13 protein-coding genes and 1 tRNA gene are annotated in these 15,605 nt (G+C 45.3%); 2 read left to right on the forward strand and 12 right to left on the reverse strand.

Going from position 1 to position 15,605, the window contains the following annotated elements; genetic code table 11:
* Nucleotides 1-19: 19 nt before the first annotated feature.
* Nucleotides 20-3,049: a PAS domain S-box protein gene (locus tag IT393_11720; protein MCC7203313.1), complete on the forward strand. Its 3,030-nt coding sequence runs from the start codon at nucleotides 20-22 to the stop codon at nucleotides 3,047-3,049.
* Between the two features lie 25 nt (nucleotides 3,050-3,074).
* Here the strand turns inward: IT393_11720 and trpS are convergent, their stop codons facing one another.
* The 12 genes from trpS to IT393_11780 form a co-directional block, all read right to left on the reverse strand.
* Entirely contained in the window at nucleotides 3,075-4,058 is a 984-nt protein-coding gene (gene trpS, locus IT393_11725; protein MCC7203314.1) for a tryptophan--tRNA ligase, read from the reverse strand.
* A gap of 58 nt (nucleotides 4,059-4,116) precedes the next feature.
* Complete coding sequence (locus tag IT393_11730) at nucleotides 4,117-4,764, reverse strand: site-2 protease family protein (GenBank protein MCC7203315.1); 648 nt, start codon at nucleotides 4,762-4,764, stop codon at nucleotides 4,117-4,119.
* A gap of 182 nt (nucleotides 4,765-4,946) precedes the next feature.
* Nucleotides 4,947-6,815: a sodium-extruding oxaloacetate decarboxylase subunit alpha gene (gene oadA, locus IT393_11735; GenBank protein MCC7203316.1), complete on the reverse strand. Its 1,869-nt coding sequence runs from the start codon at nucleotides 6,813-6,815 to the stop codon at nucleotides 4,947-4,949.
* 216 nt (nucleotides 6,816-7,031) lie between these two features.
* Entirely contained in the window at nucleotides 7,032-8,450 is a 1,419-nt protein-coding gene (gene accC / locus IT393_11740) for an acetyl-CoA carboxylase biotin carboxylase subunit (protein ID MCC7203317.1), read from the reverse strand.
* Nucleotides 8,451-8,514: 64 nt separating this feature from the next.
* Nucleotides 8,515-9,465 carry a hypothetical protein gene (locus IT393_11745; protein MCC7203318.1) on the reverse strand — a complete coding sequence of 317 codons (951 nt, stop codon included), beginning with the start codon at nucleotides 9,463-9,465 and terminating at the stop codon, nucleotides 8,515-8,517.
* 173 nt (nucleotides 9,466-9,638) lie between these two features.
* The gene (locus IT393_11750) at nucleotides 9,639-10,277 is read right to left on the reverse strand and encodes a hypothetical protein (GenBank protein ID MCC7203319.1); all 639 of its coding nucleotides are present in this window, start codon (nucleotides 10,275-10,277) and stop codon (nucleotides 9,639-9,641) included.
* On the reverse strand, nucleotides 10,252-10,764 hold the full coding sequence (locus IT393_11755) for an adenine phosphoribosyltransferase (protein ID MCC7203320.1): 513 nt from the start codon (nucleotides 10,762-10,764) through the stop codon (nucleotides 10,252-10,254). Before IT393_11755 ends, IT393_11750 begins: the two co-directional genes overlap by 26 nt.
* A 19-nt stretch (nucleotides 10,765-10,783) precedes the next feature.
* Nucleotides 10,784-11,833 (reverse strand): sigma-70 family RNA polymerase sigma factor, encoded by a 1,050-nt coding sequence (locus IT393_11760; protein ID MCC7203321.1) that lies wholly within the window; start codon nucleotides 11,831-11,833, stop codon nucleotides 10,784-10,786.
* A 21-nt stretch (nucleotides 11,834-11,854) separates the two neighbouring features.
* Nucleotides 11,855-11,931, reverse strand: a tRNA-Pro gene (locus IT393_11765).
* A gap of 344 nt (nucleotides 11,932-12,275) precedes the next feature.
* On the reverse strand, nucleotides 12,276-13,379 hold the full coding sequence (gene ald / locus IT393_11770) for an alanine dehydrogenase (GenBank protein MCC7203322.1): 1,104 nt from the start codon (nucleotides 13,377-13,379) through the stop codon (nucleotides 12,276-12,278).
* Complete coding sequence (locus tag IT393_11775; protein MCC7203323.1) at nucleotides 13,376-13,663, reverse strand: hypothetical protein; 288 nt, start codon at nucleotides 13,661-13,663, stop codon at nucleotides 13,376-13,378. Before IT393_11775 ends, ald begins: the two co-directional genes overlap by 4 nt.
* A gap of 84 nt (nucleotides 13,664-13,747) precedes the next feature.
* The gene (locus tag IT393_11780; GenBank protein ID MCC7203324.1) at nucleotides 13,748-14,647 is read right to left on the reverse strand and encodes a phosphate-starvation-inducible PsiE family protein; all 900 of its coding nucleotides are present in this window, start codon (nucleotides 14,645-14,647) and stop codon (nucleotides 13,748-13,750) included.
* Between the two features lie 87 nt (nucleotides 14,648-14,734).
* Here IT393_11780 and IT393_11785 point away from each other — a divergent pair, with 87 nt between their 5' ends.
* Nucleotides 14,735-15,598, forward strand: a complete 864-nt coding sequence (locus IT393_11785) for a universal stress protein (GenBank protein MCC7203325.1) — start codon at nucleotides 14,735-14,737, stop codon at nucleotides 15,596-15,598.
* Nucleotides 15,599-15,605 lie beyond the last annotated feature (7 nt).

A 15,605-nucleotide genomic window follows, 5' to 3' on the forward strand; every position in this document is an offset into this window, starting at 1 on the left:
CAAGGATTGACCCTTATACATGACGGGGGTTATACTGATAAGCAGGATGGGAATTCAGAGAAAAATAGTCCTTGCCATTCTGATTACAGGCTTTATCGCCCTGATCACTGGCCTCTCAGTCACATACCGTGAAGTAAAGGATGTACTCACAGAAGCCATAGGAACTAATTTTGCCGAGATTGCCAAAAAGTCTTCAGACCGTTTTGATGCCGCTGTTAAAAAGGAAATCATGACATTTCAATATTTGGCAGATGATCCATCCTTTATAAGGGCTGTCACCAACAATGAGACTGATAATATTGAGGCATATCTGATCCGGTATTTGAAACTTCCTGAAGAACTGGAAGAGCATATCGGACTTTTTGTATTAAACGAAAAGGGGCGAATAATAGCTGGCAGCCGTCGTTACAGGAAAGACCAGTCCAGCGAAGAGAGATGGATCGCTACGTATAATCGCGGCAGCGGCAGGGTATATGTGAGCGATATATATACGGACGAGCTGACTGAAATGAGGGCAATGGACATAGGTATCCCGGTAAGAAACGGGCCTGACGGCAAAGTCGTCGGCGGCATAATGACAATAGTAAATGTGGATGAGTTCTTTAAATTCATTACAGAGATGAGCTTTGCCAGAACTGGCCATGGAATGATTATTAATTCCGCAGGCAGATCCATTATCTGCCCTCTTCTTCCTCCCGACAGACATTCTGTCAGCCAGTCCCTTGTTGCTCAGTTTGCAGGTACCGGTGGAGGGTGGATTCTTGCAGATGATGACCTCCACGGCGGAAAGCACTCAGTAATCGGCTTTAGTCAGTTAAGGTACCTGAATTCTCTGGGTAATGACAGTCTCGGAGGCTACAAATGGTACACCTTTATCAGACAGGACCCTGCAGAGACGTTTGCGCCAGTCAGAAGCCTCATGGTAATGCTTTTTGTAGTTGAGTCCTGCCTTGTTTTATTAATATGCGCCATTGGTGTCTATCTCGTCAGGCGGCTTCTGTTAAACCCGGTTGATTCCATACATAATGGTGTTGAACAGATAAAAGCGGGACATCTTGATTACAGGATTGACATAAAGACCGGTGACGAGCTCGAGTCTCTTGCAAATGGATTTAACAGGATGGGTGAATCTTTAAAAGACCTTTATCATAATCTTGAGGAAAAGATAAAAGAGAGGACATCGGAGCTGGAGACAACGAAGAATTACCTTGAGAGCATACTGAAATATTCGACAGACATGATTATTACAACTGATCTCGACGGTCGCATTGTTACGTTTAATGAAGGGGCAGAGATGATGCTTGGTTACATCAGGGATGAAGTCATCGGAACTCACATGTCTGATTATTATTATAACAGGGAAGACCGCCGGACATTGCTCGGGATAGTCGGTGCAGGAAGGATGGTTGCCAATTATGAAACCCAGTTGATACGAAAGGATGGAAGACTGATAGATATCAGCCTTTCACTTTCTGAATTGAGGGATGAAACCAATGATGTAATTGGCACTGTTGGAATCAGCAAGGATATTACCGAATGGAAACTGGCGCAGAACAAACTGAAGGAGTACTCTCTTGAACTTGAGACAATGGTTGAAAAGAGGACGACAGAACTGGTGGAGAGCAAGGCACATCTTGAGGCCATGCTTGGCGGCATAGCGGAAGGGGTGGTCTTTGTGGACAGTAATAACAGGATTACCCTTTTAAATGATGCCGCTGAGAAGATATTTGATATCCACAGGGATGAATGGTATGGCAGGGATTTCAGGGATGCACATTCAGAAAAGGCACATACAAAGGCTCTTGAGCTCATATCAGAGATGAAGGCAGGGATTATAAAATCATATTCCTCTGAGATTAAGGCCGGAGAGAAGACAGTTCTGGCTCACTTCTCCCCTATTATGCACGATCAGGAATATCTGGGGATTATATTTATTGCCACAGATATAACCGGCATGAAGAGACTTGAGACTGAGCTCCAGACATCTGAGGAGAGATACCGTGACCTTGTTGAGAATTCACCTGAGATGATACATTCAGTAAACAGAGAAAGGTTATTTATCGGTGTTAATAAGACTGAGCTAAACATACTCGGGTATTCACTTGAAGAAATGCTGAGGATGAGGCTTGAGGATATAGTTACAGAGGAACATAAGGATCAGGTCATAAAACATATTGAAAAAGTAATACATGAAGGATGGAGTAAGACAGAGGCCAGGTTTATAGCAAAGGACGGCAAAATCATTGATGTTGAGATAAATGCCTCAGCCCTATATGATCCGGTAACGAATCAATTTGTCCGGACAAGGGCATTTGTCAGGGATGTTACAGAGCTCAGGAGGCTGCAGACAGAGCTTGTTCAGGCTGAAAAGCTTGCCCTTGTCGGGAAAATGTCATCTGCTGTGGCGCATGAATTAAGAAATCCCCTCGTTCCTATCGGCGGTTTTGCCAATCTTATATTTAAAAGACTTGGGGATGAATCGCCTCTCAGGAAATACGCCGGCATTATAGTCAGGGAAATAGACAGGCTTGAAAAGCTGCTTCACAATATCCTCTATTTCACCAGGGACAAGAGGCCTGAATTAAAACCCTGCAACCTTAATGATATTATCAATGACCTGCTGTTTTTCTACAAAGACACATTTGAAGAACACAACATAAGCCTCAGCATAGATTTGTCGCCGGAACTGCCATTGGTAAGCCTCGATCACTCCCTTATTAAACAGGCACTGATCAACATTATTATTAATGCAATTCAGGCCATGGAGGCAGGGGGGTTACTGACTGTTGAGAGCAGATTAAAAAGTGGACGCGACACTCTCAGCGCTGTTGTCATGGTCACTGACACCGGCCCGGGTATTCCGAACGAAATCATGGATAAAATATTTGACCCATTTTATACGACCAAGATTCGGGGGCTTGGCCTGGGGTTGTCTCTTACACGCGGGATTTTAGAGTCACATGGGGGAGAGATTGAAGTGGAAAGCGCTGAGGGGAAAGGAAGCACCTTCACGATAGTCCTGCCTGTCTCCGGAAGACCTGTGGAGTAAAGGGTATTGGACTTCTCCGTCAGTTTCACAAAAGGCCAACGGCGTCCCTGGCCTCATTAAGAACTGTCCTGGCGACTTTGCGGGCGCGTTCGGCGCCTGCATTCACTATCTCATTTATAAGAGCAGGATTATCTGCATATTTAATACGCATCTCGCGAATAGGTTCCATTTTTTGAAGAAGCGCGTTGTTAAGCCATTTTTTACAGTCAATGCAGCCTATTGCCGCAGTCCTGCAGCCCGCGTCCACCTGTTTGATAATATCCTGGGATGAATATACCCGGTGAAGGGCAAATACAGGACATACCTCAGGATTACCTGGATCTGTTCGTTTAATACGTTTTGGGTCAGTCACCATAGTACGGAGTTTTTCCCATACCTCCTCCTTTGAATCAGCCAGGTAAATTGCGTTATTATAGCTCTTGCTCATCTTCCTGCCATCAGTACCCGGGATCTTTGGGAACTCTGTCATAAGCGGCTGGGGCTCAGGGAATACAGGTTTATAGAGGAAGTTGAATCTCCTGGCAACCTCTCTTGTCAATTCAAGATGAGGCAGCTGGTCAATGCCAACAGGAACAAAGTCAGCCTTATAAATGAGGATATCCGCTGCCTGAAGCAATGGGTAACCAAGAAATCCATATGTTGACAGGTCTCTGTCTTTCAACTCCTGTTGCTGTTCCTTATAAGTCGGCACCCTCTCAAGCCATGGTAAGGGTGTGATCATTGAGAAAAGTATATGAAGCTCGGCATGCTCCGGAACATGTGACTGTATGAATATTGTGCACTTGTCAGGACTGAGCCCTGATGCAAGCCAGTCTGCGAGCATGTTATGGGAGTACTCTCTCAAACTGCCGGTTTTTGCATAATCAGTGGACAGGGCGTGCCAGTCTGCAACGAAAAAAAATGACTCATATTCATCCTGGAGCCTCATCCAGTTGTCAAGGGCGCCGCTGAAATTTCCAAGATGAAGCTTCCCGCTTGGCCTCATACCGCTAAGAACACGTTTTTTCATCAGAACCCCACCCCCACTTCATTTTTCAGCTCATTGCTCATTGCTTTCCACTCATTGCTTAAAAAACAGGCATCCCTGCAAACAACCTTGTCAACACGCTCATTATCGGCCATATGACATGCGTCATAAAACCAAATGGATTCAAAAAGACGAGAAATGAAATAATCAGCAGCCCGTACGGTTCCAGTCTTCCAAGAAACTGGGCCTGTTTGTATGGTAGCAGGCCGGCGAGTATCCTGCTGCCGTCCAACGGAGGCACAGGAATAAGATTGAATACTGCAAGTACAATATTCCACTTTATACCCTCTTTTAACATAAGGATAAGGGGAACTGCAATATATGAAAGGATCCCTGATCCCGCTGATATATTCACGGATTGCGTGACAAGGACCTGAAATAAAATGCCGCAGACTAATGCCAGTGCAATATTTACACCCGGTCCTGCAGCCCCAACCCATATCATGTCCCTTTTGGGATTTCTGAGATTAGCAAAATTTACAGGTACCGGCTTTGCCGATCCTATAATAAACCCGGCGAATATGTATGTTATAATGGGTAACAGTATTGTACCGAATGGATCAATATGGGCTATCGGATTTAAAGTCAGTCTGCCGGCATATTTGGCGGTAGGGTCACCGAATTTGTATGCCACCCATCCATGTGCAGCCTCGTGCAGGGTGATTGCCAGTACAACCGGTATAGCCATAATGGCAATATCATGAATAAATGTATTAAAGTTCAACTGGAAACGCTCCTATGTACGCGTCATTCCCACGGAAGTGGGAATCCAGAACCAGGCCTCGTTCTGGATTCCCGCTTCCGCGGGAATGATGTTTTCACAATCCTTTGTGAGCCTGAGGCTCATGACGGTTCGTCTGCAAATGACAATTATCCCTGTATATCCCGTACCTGCACAAGGACCTCATCAGGATTTACGCTGTCACCTTCGGACACATAAATCTTTTCAACTATACCTGATATGGGTGTGTGAACCTCGTTTTCCATTTTCATGGCCTCTACGATCAGGACTGTATCACCAGCCTCAACCTTGTCTCCAACCACCACCTTTATCCTGACTACTGAGCCAGGCATCGGGGTCGTAACATCACCCACCTCTCTTGCCTTGGGTCTTATAGAATGACCTGTGGCCCTAGCATCAATTACGCCGGATACGCTTGGCACCACCTCAACCAGTGATTCAACCAGTACCTCCTGCAGCATATCATCAACATAAATAAAAAACGGCCTCCCCCCTTCACCAGGATGTCCCATCCCTCCGACCTTTACGTGGTATCTCTCGCCATGCAGTTTGATGTTAAATTCACTTGGTGCGAGGTGGGCAATGGCAGCCTCATCCTCAATCTCCGGTACAGTCCCTGTTTCATGTGATACAGCCTCCTCAGGTGGTATGCCTTTTGACCTTGCCTCAAAGAAATCAATGGCTACCTTGGGAAATAACGCATACAGAAGAATATCATCTATGTCACGCGCCTTGTTTCCTACTTCAGCGGTGAGTTTTTCGAGTTCAGGTTCAAGCAGGTCAGCCGGCCTGCGTTCGATAAATTCTTCATCACCTATAGCCTTCTTCCTGATTGTTTCATCTATTGGCGCAGGTGGTCTGCCATAAAGCCCCTTCAGATAATTCCTTGTCTCAGTGGTAATCACTTTGTATCTCTCACCTGTTACTACATTGAGAGCTGCCTGTGTACCCACTATCTGGCTCATTGGTGTTACAAGGGGGGGGTAACCAAATTCCTTACGAACCCTCGGAACCTCCTGAAGCACCTCTTTCATCTTCCCGAGGGCCTGTTGTTCGCTCAACTGTGATGCAAGGTTTGAAGTCATTCCGCCGGGTATCTGGTAGATGAGGACTGCAGGGTCCACGCCGGTATATTCACTCTCAAACAGCCTGTAATTCTTTCTTATCTCCCTGAAGTAATCAGAAATCTCAGATACAAGCTCCATGTTAAGATCAAGAAAATATCTGGAAGAACAATTAAGAATATTGGCAAATGTCTCAACAGGGGGTTGGGACGTCCCGGATGCCATGGCAGAAACTGCAGTGTCCACTATGTCAATTCCGGCCTCAACAGCCTTGACATAAGTTGCCACAGACATGCCGCTTGTATCATGGGTATGGAGATGAAGCGGAGCGGATATGGATTTTTTCAGTTCACTTATAAGATCAAACGCATCATACGGGGAGAGAAGTCCGGCCATGTCTTTAAGACATATGGTATCGCATCCCATGTCCTCTAATCTCTTTCCCAGATCAACGAAAAGGGTGTTATTGTGCACTGGACTTATTGTATAGCAGATTGTTCCTTCAACCTTTCCACCACTTTTCAGTGTAGCCTTTACAGCCGTTTTGATGTTTCTGAAGTCGTTCAATGCATCAAATATCCTGAAAATATTAATGCCGTTCTCAACCGCACGTTCTACGAATTTCTCAACTATGTCATCCGCATAGTGCCTGTATCCAACGAGATTTTGCCCGCGAAGCAGCATCTGGAACGGGGTGTTGGGCATATGCTCCTTCAATAACCTTATCCTCTCCCAGGGGTCCTCCTTAAGGTATCTCATGCTCGAATCAAAGGTGGCTCCTCCCCACATTTCAACAGACCAGTACCCTGCCTGGTCTATCTTTTCAGCAATGGGAAGCATATCAGATGTTCTGAGGCGGGTAGCCAGCAGCGACTGATGAGCATCCCTCAGCGTCGTGTCAGTAATATGTACCTTACGTTTCTTATTTTTCAATGTCCGCTCTCTTTCTTAGTTGGCGAAATCTTTGCCAACAATGCCCGTCCTGCGTAGTTAATGCTCAAAATGCCCAGGTGCAGGGAAGGACATGAGATTTGAGGCGAGGCGTACTGTGTTGTACGTTGAGTCTCAAATCTTATGTCCTGACGCCGCACGACCCATTGCATTTGCCTTCGGCGCAATGGGTACCCCGCATTTTTCAGCGTTAACTACCTATCTGTGGGTGTGTGCCGCGATTGCCGTTGCAATGGCATAAACCAGATCTAATCTGTCATTCTCATCTTCATACACAAGATCGTTAAGGTTGTTGTCAATATAGTGCGTATCAAAATCACCCCTGCGGAATTTATCATCCCGCATTATCATCCGGTAAAAAGGAATTGTAGTCTTTACACCCCTGATAACAAATTCATCAAGGCTCCTTGCTGTCCTGTTTACAACCTCATCCCAGTTCCGGCCCCATACAGTAAGTTTGGCAAGCATGGAATCGTAGTACGGGGGAACAAGATAACCCCGGTAGACGTTCCCGTCAATTCTGACCCCAAATCCTCCAGGTGAATAATATGCCGTGAGCCTGCCTGTTACAGGGAGAAAATTATTTTTTGGGTCTTCTGCGTTAATCCTGCACTCAATTGCAACGCCGCTTATTTGGATGTCATTTTGATTAAATGCGAGCCGTTCACCCGCAGCAATCTTTATCATTTCCCTGACTATATCAATCCCGGTAATCTCTTCAGTAATTGTATGTTCCACCTGCACGCGTGTATTCATCTCAAGAAAATAGAAATTCCTGTTCCTGTCAACGAGGAATTCAATGGTACCGGCATTGGTATAACCAGCAGCCTTTGCAGCAGTGACAGCAGCCTGCCCCATCTTTTCCCTGAGTTCAGGGTCGAGAAAAGGTGATGGAGCGACCTCAATCAACTTCTGGTGTCTCCGTTGTATAGAACAATCACGCTCTCCAAGGTGGACAATATTTCCATAATTGTCAGCGAGGATCTGAAACTCAATGTGCCGTGGCGCGACAATGTATTTTTCAATATATACGTCATCCCGTCCAAATGCCTTTAGTGCCTCTGACCTTGCCTGTTCATAACCCCGTTTCAGGTCATCCGGGGTCTGACAAAGACGTAATCCACGGCCTCCTCCGCCTGCAGAGGCCTTAAGCATTACGGGATAACCTGTCTCTGAGGCAATACTGGCAGCCTCATTAAAAGAAGATATGCTATGGTCTATGCCTGGTACGACAGGGACCCCTGCCTTCATCATCATCTGCCGTGCCAATATCTTATCCCCCATCTCCCTGATTGCCCTCGGAGATGGACCTATAAAGGTAATGCCATTTTCCTGACACGCCTCGGCAAACTCATGATTCTCTGCAAGAAAGCCGTATCCAGGGTGTATGGCATCTACCCCCCGTTGTTTGGCAAGGTCAATTATCCTGTAAATGTTCAGATAACCAGCAACGGGTCCCGGACCAACGAGACATGCCTCATCAGCCTTTTTGACATAAAGCGTAGTAGCATCAGCCTCAGAATGAATGGCTACTGTAGCTATATTAAGTTCCCTGCAGGATCTTATGATCCTGAGGGCAATCTCTCCCCTGTTGGCAATCAATACTTTTTTAAACATAATAGGTTCGGGTTTTTTTAGAAGCCTTTGAGTCTGTCAATTTTATACTATCGGGGTAGTGCCGTCAAGGATTTGATAGCGATTCAATAATAGCGGCTGCGAGGAGCGGGACCATAATTTCATGATGACCTGTAAGAGTATAGCCCCTGCCTGACCCACCTATGGCTGGTCTGCGGACTACATTGGTCAGAGGCCGGTAATGTTGAATAAAGTCCATGTTGACAGTTGAGAAATTTTGTACCTTATGACCAAGATTTCTGGCAAGGCTTATAGACTTAAGGAATACCTCAGGCAGTATGACTGCAGAACCAATGTTGAGATAGACCCCCCCTTCAAGCCTGGATACCACGCCTGCGAACAGAGAAAAGTCTCTCATACTGCCTTCACCGGTGGCTTTTCCATCCATTTGGGGATGTATATGTATTATGTCAGTCCCAATACCAACATGCACTGTTACAGGGATTCCCAGCCTCGCGCCGGCAGCAAGTATACTGAGGTTCTTAAACGGGAAACGTGAATTATTGATCATTTCTCCTATGGATATTCCTATTCCCCAACCTTTTCCTGCCCCTTTTTTTATGGCATTATTCAGGTACTTTCCCGTCTCCTCTGCCATACCGAATGTCCCCCTGGACAGTTCGGCATCAACATCTTCTGAAGTGGTGCCTGCAAAGGCGATCTCAAAATCATGCACAATACAGGCGCCGTTCATTGCAACAGCATGAATAATCCCTTTCTCCATAAGGTCAATAATCACAGGACTCAGTCCCACCTTAATCACATGCGCCCCCATCGAGGCAATGACTACTTTCTTATTATTGCATGCAGAAGCAATCAGTGCAGCTATCTCTTTAAGGTCTTTTGCAGCCAGCATGTCAGGTAAACTGCTCAGGAAGTCCGAGAATGCGTTGCCGCCTTTCGCAGGTTTGGCAAAGTCACCAACGCTGACCTTGCTCTTTCTTGACTTGATAGAATATGTCTTCAGCTTTCTTGAAGATAACGGCCTAAACTTCATATCTACATTTACCTCCCTGAGAATGTATTATATTATGCAACCTCCTGAAGGAGACGCTCAAAAATACCCAGGTGCAAGGAAGGGCGTAAGATTTGAGCTGAGGCGTACTGTGTTGTACGTTGAAGCTCACATCTTACGCCCTGACGCCGCAGATGGGTATTTTTCAGCGTCTCCTAATATCGCCACATTAGTCCTGCAATTATCCCCTTCCGTGAATGATAATCAAAATTAAGAAGGAGCCTGCGGTTCATCTCAAGGCTGAGTCCCCCAAGGAATGTCATTATATAATCTTTATCAACCTCGCCCCAGGATTCTCCATATTCAGCCTTTTGGACACAGATTCCTCCTGTGTCACGGTACGTGCAGTATTCTTCTGAAAAGACATAAAGACGGGCCGTCTTCTGTTCTGCAAGGCCTAACCCGGTATTTATATAAAGAGAAGTGACAATAGGAAGCCTGAAACCAAATTTACCAAAGAGCTCCCACTCATCCCCATCATTGAATCTGCCCTCAGGGACACATTTTTTCCTGAGTTCATTCTCAGGACCTGATTTGCTGTTAAAGTAATCACATTGTCCGGTCAGTGTCTCTTCTGTTTGTACATAACTCCACGGGGCATCAGTTGTAAATTTGGAGGAGAGACCGATTAAACCGTATCCGAAATAAAAGTCAGTCCCGATTCCGAGACTGGCGCTCTGCTTTCCCATATCAATCAGGAGAGATGCAGCTACGGCTGAACTGGTGACAATCAGGACAAACAAAACTATAGTAAAGGCTCTGATAATATTAATAAGATAAGAGTGATACGACATTATAGCCGTCCAGCTTGTTTCTTCCCCTGAGTTCTGTAAGCTCAATTAAGAAGGCAACCCCATGAATAATACCGCCAAGCTTTTTCACAAGCTGAACAGTGGCCGATACAGTGCCGCCGGTAGCAATAAGATCATCAACAATGAGAACCCGCTCACCCGGAGCTATCGCATCCTGATGTATCGCTAAAGAGTCTGATCCGTATTCCAATTCATATTTTGCTTCATAGACATCGCTCGGAAGTTTACCAGGTTTCCTTACCGGGACAAAGCCCGCCCCAAGGCGATATGCTACAGGCGCACCAAGGATAAATCCGCGCGATTCCATCGCAACAACCTTCTGTATGCCGTCTCCCTCGTAGAATGAGCCGATTTTATCAATTACCCGTTTAAATCCACCTGCATCCTTGAGAAGAGTCGTAACATCATAAAACAGAATCCCCTCCTTCGGAAAGTCGGGAATCTCACGAACTTTTGCCTTTAAATCCATTTCTTCACCTCCACTTTATCTACAGGATTTCATCCTTCTTAATTGACCTTTTTGCAATTATCGAACGAAGTTTGCTGAGCGCTGACGACTCAATTTGTCTTATCCTTTCACGGGTTAGTCCGAACTCAGGCCTGCTTCCTATTTCTTCAAGAGTCATAGCCTCCTGTCCTTCAAGGCCGAATCTGAGACAAATAACCTCCCTTTCCTTCGTCCTGAGCTGTTTAAGCCATTCATCAATTTCTTCCCGCATACTGATGCCTTCTGCTATCTGAGAGGGAGACATTATAGTGTTATCCGCTATAACGTCCATCAATATATTTGCCTCTTTGTCGCCTACCGGAGTCTCAAGTGAATATGTCCTCCGTATGAGTTTCTTAAGATCTTCAACATCATCCGGCGGGATGTTCATCTTGTCTGCAATCTCTTTCTGTGACGGCTCCCTCCCTAACTCCTGTATCAACATTTCTGAGACAGACAGGTACCTGTTAATATGTTCAGCCACATGTACAGGGAGCCTTATTGTCTTTGTCTGATTAATGATAGCCCTCTCAATTGACTGCCTGATCCACCATGAGGCGTACGTGCTGAACCTGAATCCCTTTGTATAATCAAATTTTTCCACTGCCTTCATGAGGCCTAAATTGCCCTCTTCTATAATGTCTGCCAGGGGCAGCCCCCTGTTTAAATATCTCTTGCCAATATTGACTACGAGCCTGAGGTTGGCCTCGATCATCTTCTCACGTGCCTTCTCATCACCTTTTTCTATCTGCGCTGCGAGGCTCTGCTCTTCTTCAAAGGTCAGGAGTGATGTGTGACTGATTTCATGCAGGTATGATCTTATTACGTCTAACTCTGTACTGCCTTCATCTTCTCCGGTCTTTTCATCTTCATCCCCGTCGCTGGTATAGCTAACAGTATCACTATCTGTTTCATCGGGCTCCAGGACATCAATATCCTCATCAAGAGTATCATCTTCTTGATCCTCTGCATCCGGATCCTGCTGATTGAATTTATCGCCTTTTATTATCTTTGTGGTCTTGTCAGATTTATTGGATTTATTCGTTCTCATGATGCAAATCCCGGGTTATTTTGGTCGGGGCGAGAGGATTTGAACCTCCGGCACCATCGTCCCGAACGATGTGCGCTACCAGGCTGCGCTACGCCCCGACAGTTGACGTTGAAAAGCACTCATCTGCGGCGTCAGGAGTAAATATTTGAGCTTCAACGTACAACACAGTACGCCTCAGCTCAAATATTTAGTCCTTCCTTGCACCTGAGTGCTTTTGAACGTCAACTCATTACAGCTTTCGCTGAAAAATGCCGGGCACCCATTGTTACGAAGTAAATGCAATGGGTCTTGCGGCGTCAGGACGCTAAATTTAAGACTCAACGTACCACACAGTATGCCTCGCCTTAAATTTAGCGTCCTTCCTTGCATCTGGACATTTTTGAGCGAAAGCTGAAGCTTCATTTCCAACAGTACCCTATATTAATTGAGCACTGGATTATTGTCAACAGATTGGCTCGTGGGGGAGACTGAAGGTTTTTGCTACTTCTGCGCAGTATACCTTGCCTTCTGCGATGTTTAGCCCCTTTGCGAGAGGAGCGTCCGTTTTAATTGCATTACTCCAGCCCTGATTAGCCAGTTTGACAATATATGGCAAAGTCGCATTGGTCAGGGCTATTGTCGAGGTGCGCGGGAAAGCTCCCGGCATATTGGAGACGCAGTAATGTACCACTCCGTCAGCAACATAAACGGGATCAGAGTGAGTCGTCGGTCTCGAGGTCTCAATGCAGCCACCCTGGTCAATGGACACATCCACTATCACTGACCCCTGTCTCATCCTTCCAACGAGCTGCCTGCTAACCAGTAGAGGGGCCTTTGCCCCTGGTATCAGGACAGCGCCTATTACAATGTCAGATGTTAATACCGACTCTTCTATATTGTGCCCGTTCGAGGACAGAGTCATTATCCTCCCATCGTGTATATCATCAATGTGTTGCAGTGTCTGAAAGTTATTGTCAAGCATGACTACCCTGGCACCAAGGCCAGCTGCTATTTTTGCCGCATTTCGACCCACTGTCCCTGCTCCAAGTATTGTAATTTTACCAGGCAGTACGCCGGGTATTCCGCTGATAAGAACCCCGGATCCTCCACGGGCCCTTTGCAAATGATAGGCGCCTGCGATGGATGCAGCACGACCGGCGATTTCACTCATGGGAATCAGTAGCGGCAGGGCACCATTGTCAAGCTGAACCGTTTCATAGGCTATAGCAATAACTCCGCTCTTAATGATAGCTTCAGTCAGTGCACGGTCTGCTGCAAGGTGCAGGTACGTAAATAATATCTGTCCTTTTTTCAACAGGGGGTATTCCGGGTTTAGGGGTGCCTTGACCTTTACGATCATATCCGATGCACCAAATACTTCCGTGGCTGAGCCTGCAATGATTCCACCGGCTGCAGTATACTCTTTGTCTGATATACCGCTTTCTGAACCGGCACCGCTCTGTATCAATACAGTATGGCCATGGCTGATCAAGGCGCTTACACCAGCAGGGGCCATTGCCACCCTGAATTCCTGCTCCTTTATTTCCAAGGGAATGCCAATTTTCATTTGTTGTTCTTGTAAGGCAGGATCAAATGGATCTGGTGTTTATTTAAAGAGACAAAGTCGGCAATGTATTTCAACTGTCCATCTGAGATGGAAAAGCATTCTGCATTTTTAACAGGGACGAATATGTCAGTGTTATCCCCTCCAAGTGTCCTGTTTAGAAAATCAGTAAGCCTTCCGCTTTTAGGGATAAAAACGTCCCCGATTATCTTAAAGTGATGTGTAAAAATGATGACACGCAGGGCTTCTTTATCTACATGAAGCGGCCTTTTTTTTTCAGATTCCACTGTTCCACCCCCCCTTATATTTAAGTAACTCTAAATAAATCTCTTTCAAAAATCAAGCAGATTAACAGTATGACAATGATTTATTCAGCTTTTGTCATTGCTGTGCCCTATCAGCCAGTAAACAATACCGAGTGCGAGTACGATACCTCCGAGTACAAGGATGTCTGCAAACTTTTCTGTTGAAAGAGTTGCTATCAGTATCTTTCTTATAACTGCAGCAATGGCCAGTGTAAGAAATGCAGTGACGGCAAATTTACCGCCTTTCAGGTGATGAATTTCACTATTGAGAAGCTCTCCAATGGCCCAGATAATCAGCAGGGTACCCAGTACTTTTAATATGCCTGTCTCTATGCTTATTGCGCCGGTTGTGATGCCATAAACTTCATAGCAGACAAAGCCAAGAACGAAAACAGATGTCAATATTAAAACAGCAAGGAGAAACAGATCAAGGCTGAAGGCGAAACGTCTGGCATACTCTATCATGGTATATTCCAGCCTTCTCGGAAGAATAAAAGACCTTAACTCCTCCTCCCTGTAGGAAATGGTCATTATATCGAGATTCATGTCAATAATCTTGTCCACAGAGTTTATCAGGACGTCCCTCTGCCGGCTGCAGCCGAACTCATCCGTAAGGAGCTTAAAACAATATTTTCTGACAAAACTGATCGAAGAGTTGACATAGTGACCAGGCAAACCAATCCTTACGTGAACCTCGCCAATCCTGTTTAATCTTCTGAGATACTCTTCATTATAGTCGCCTTCAAAAAGCCTTATGAACCATTGCCTGACTTTTTCCTTATGGTTGGCTATAGTACCCTCATCCTTCAGGAATGATGACACACTCTTGAATCTGAGGATATAGTCATAGAATTTTGAAATGAAATCATAAGAGTTTTTCTCTATAAGGTCTCTCAGGCTTAAGAGGTTTTCTTCATCCTGTTCAGAAAAAGAATACGACTTTTTAACATCTTCCATGGTTTCCATAAATAGGACTCCTTATTTGACATCAGCATGTTGTTTAATAAGGTGGATTATAGCGAGAAAATATTATAACATATTCAGCAGACAAATATGATAGAAACAAATTTCAGGAAGATAGCCGTAGCCGTAGACGGATCCTTTCACGCAAGCATAGCTGCCAGATACGCCTGCATATTAGCCGGTGGACTTCAATCAACATTATATGCGGTTACTGTAATTACAGATGATATGAATGAAAGGGATGAAAAATCAGCATCGTATTCTGTTGCAAGGATAATTGACGAAGCAAGAGAGCATGGGGTTGATGTGGCAGAAGGGGTCATATTAAGGGGTGATGTTATCATAGAACTCAGTAAGTTTGTCAGGGATAACGGAATTGACATGCTGATTTTATCTACGAGAAGGCCCCAAAAGGAGCGGCGTTTCTTTGTCAGGTCTGTTACAAGTCGTCTCATGACCAGTGTGTCATGCAATGTCCTGGCAATAAAAGTGTCTCATCCTGGTCGTTCATTAAGGTCAAAACGGGTGCTTGTGCCTGTCATTGGTGATGGGTACATGGATAAACAACGGTCAGACATAATTGCCGCAATTGCCGGCAGATTCAACTCCAGTATTACTGTCTTTCATGTTGAGGAGCTGTCTGCCCAGGGTATAAATAGACTGGAGAAGTTTCAGCAGGACATACTGATTGAAGCGGGGGGAAAAAAGATTTCATCATTTATGAAAGTGTTAAGGACCCGTGGAGTTCATGCGTCTGAGAAGATTGTTACAGGCAGAAGGGTCCGGGATGAGATTATTTCTGAGGCATCGCACCATAAATATGATCTTATTGTACTTGGAACTACAAAAAGAAATATCCTGAAAAAGGCCGTATCCGGCAATCCGGTTGAAGAGATATTGAGGGATACGCCGTGTGATGTAATGATATTGAACTTTAAAGAGCGTTCTCAATAACTATTTC

Source organism: Nitrospirota bacterium (genome assembly GCA_020851375.1).
GTDB lineage: Bacteria > Nitrospirota > 9FT-COMBO-42-15 > HDB-SIOI813 > HDB-SIOI813 > RBG-16-43-11.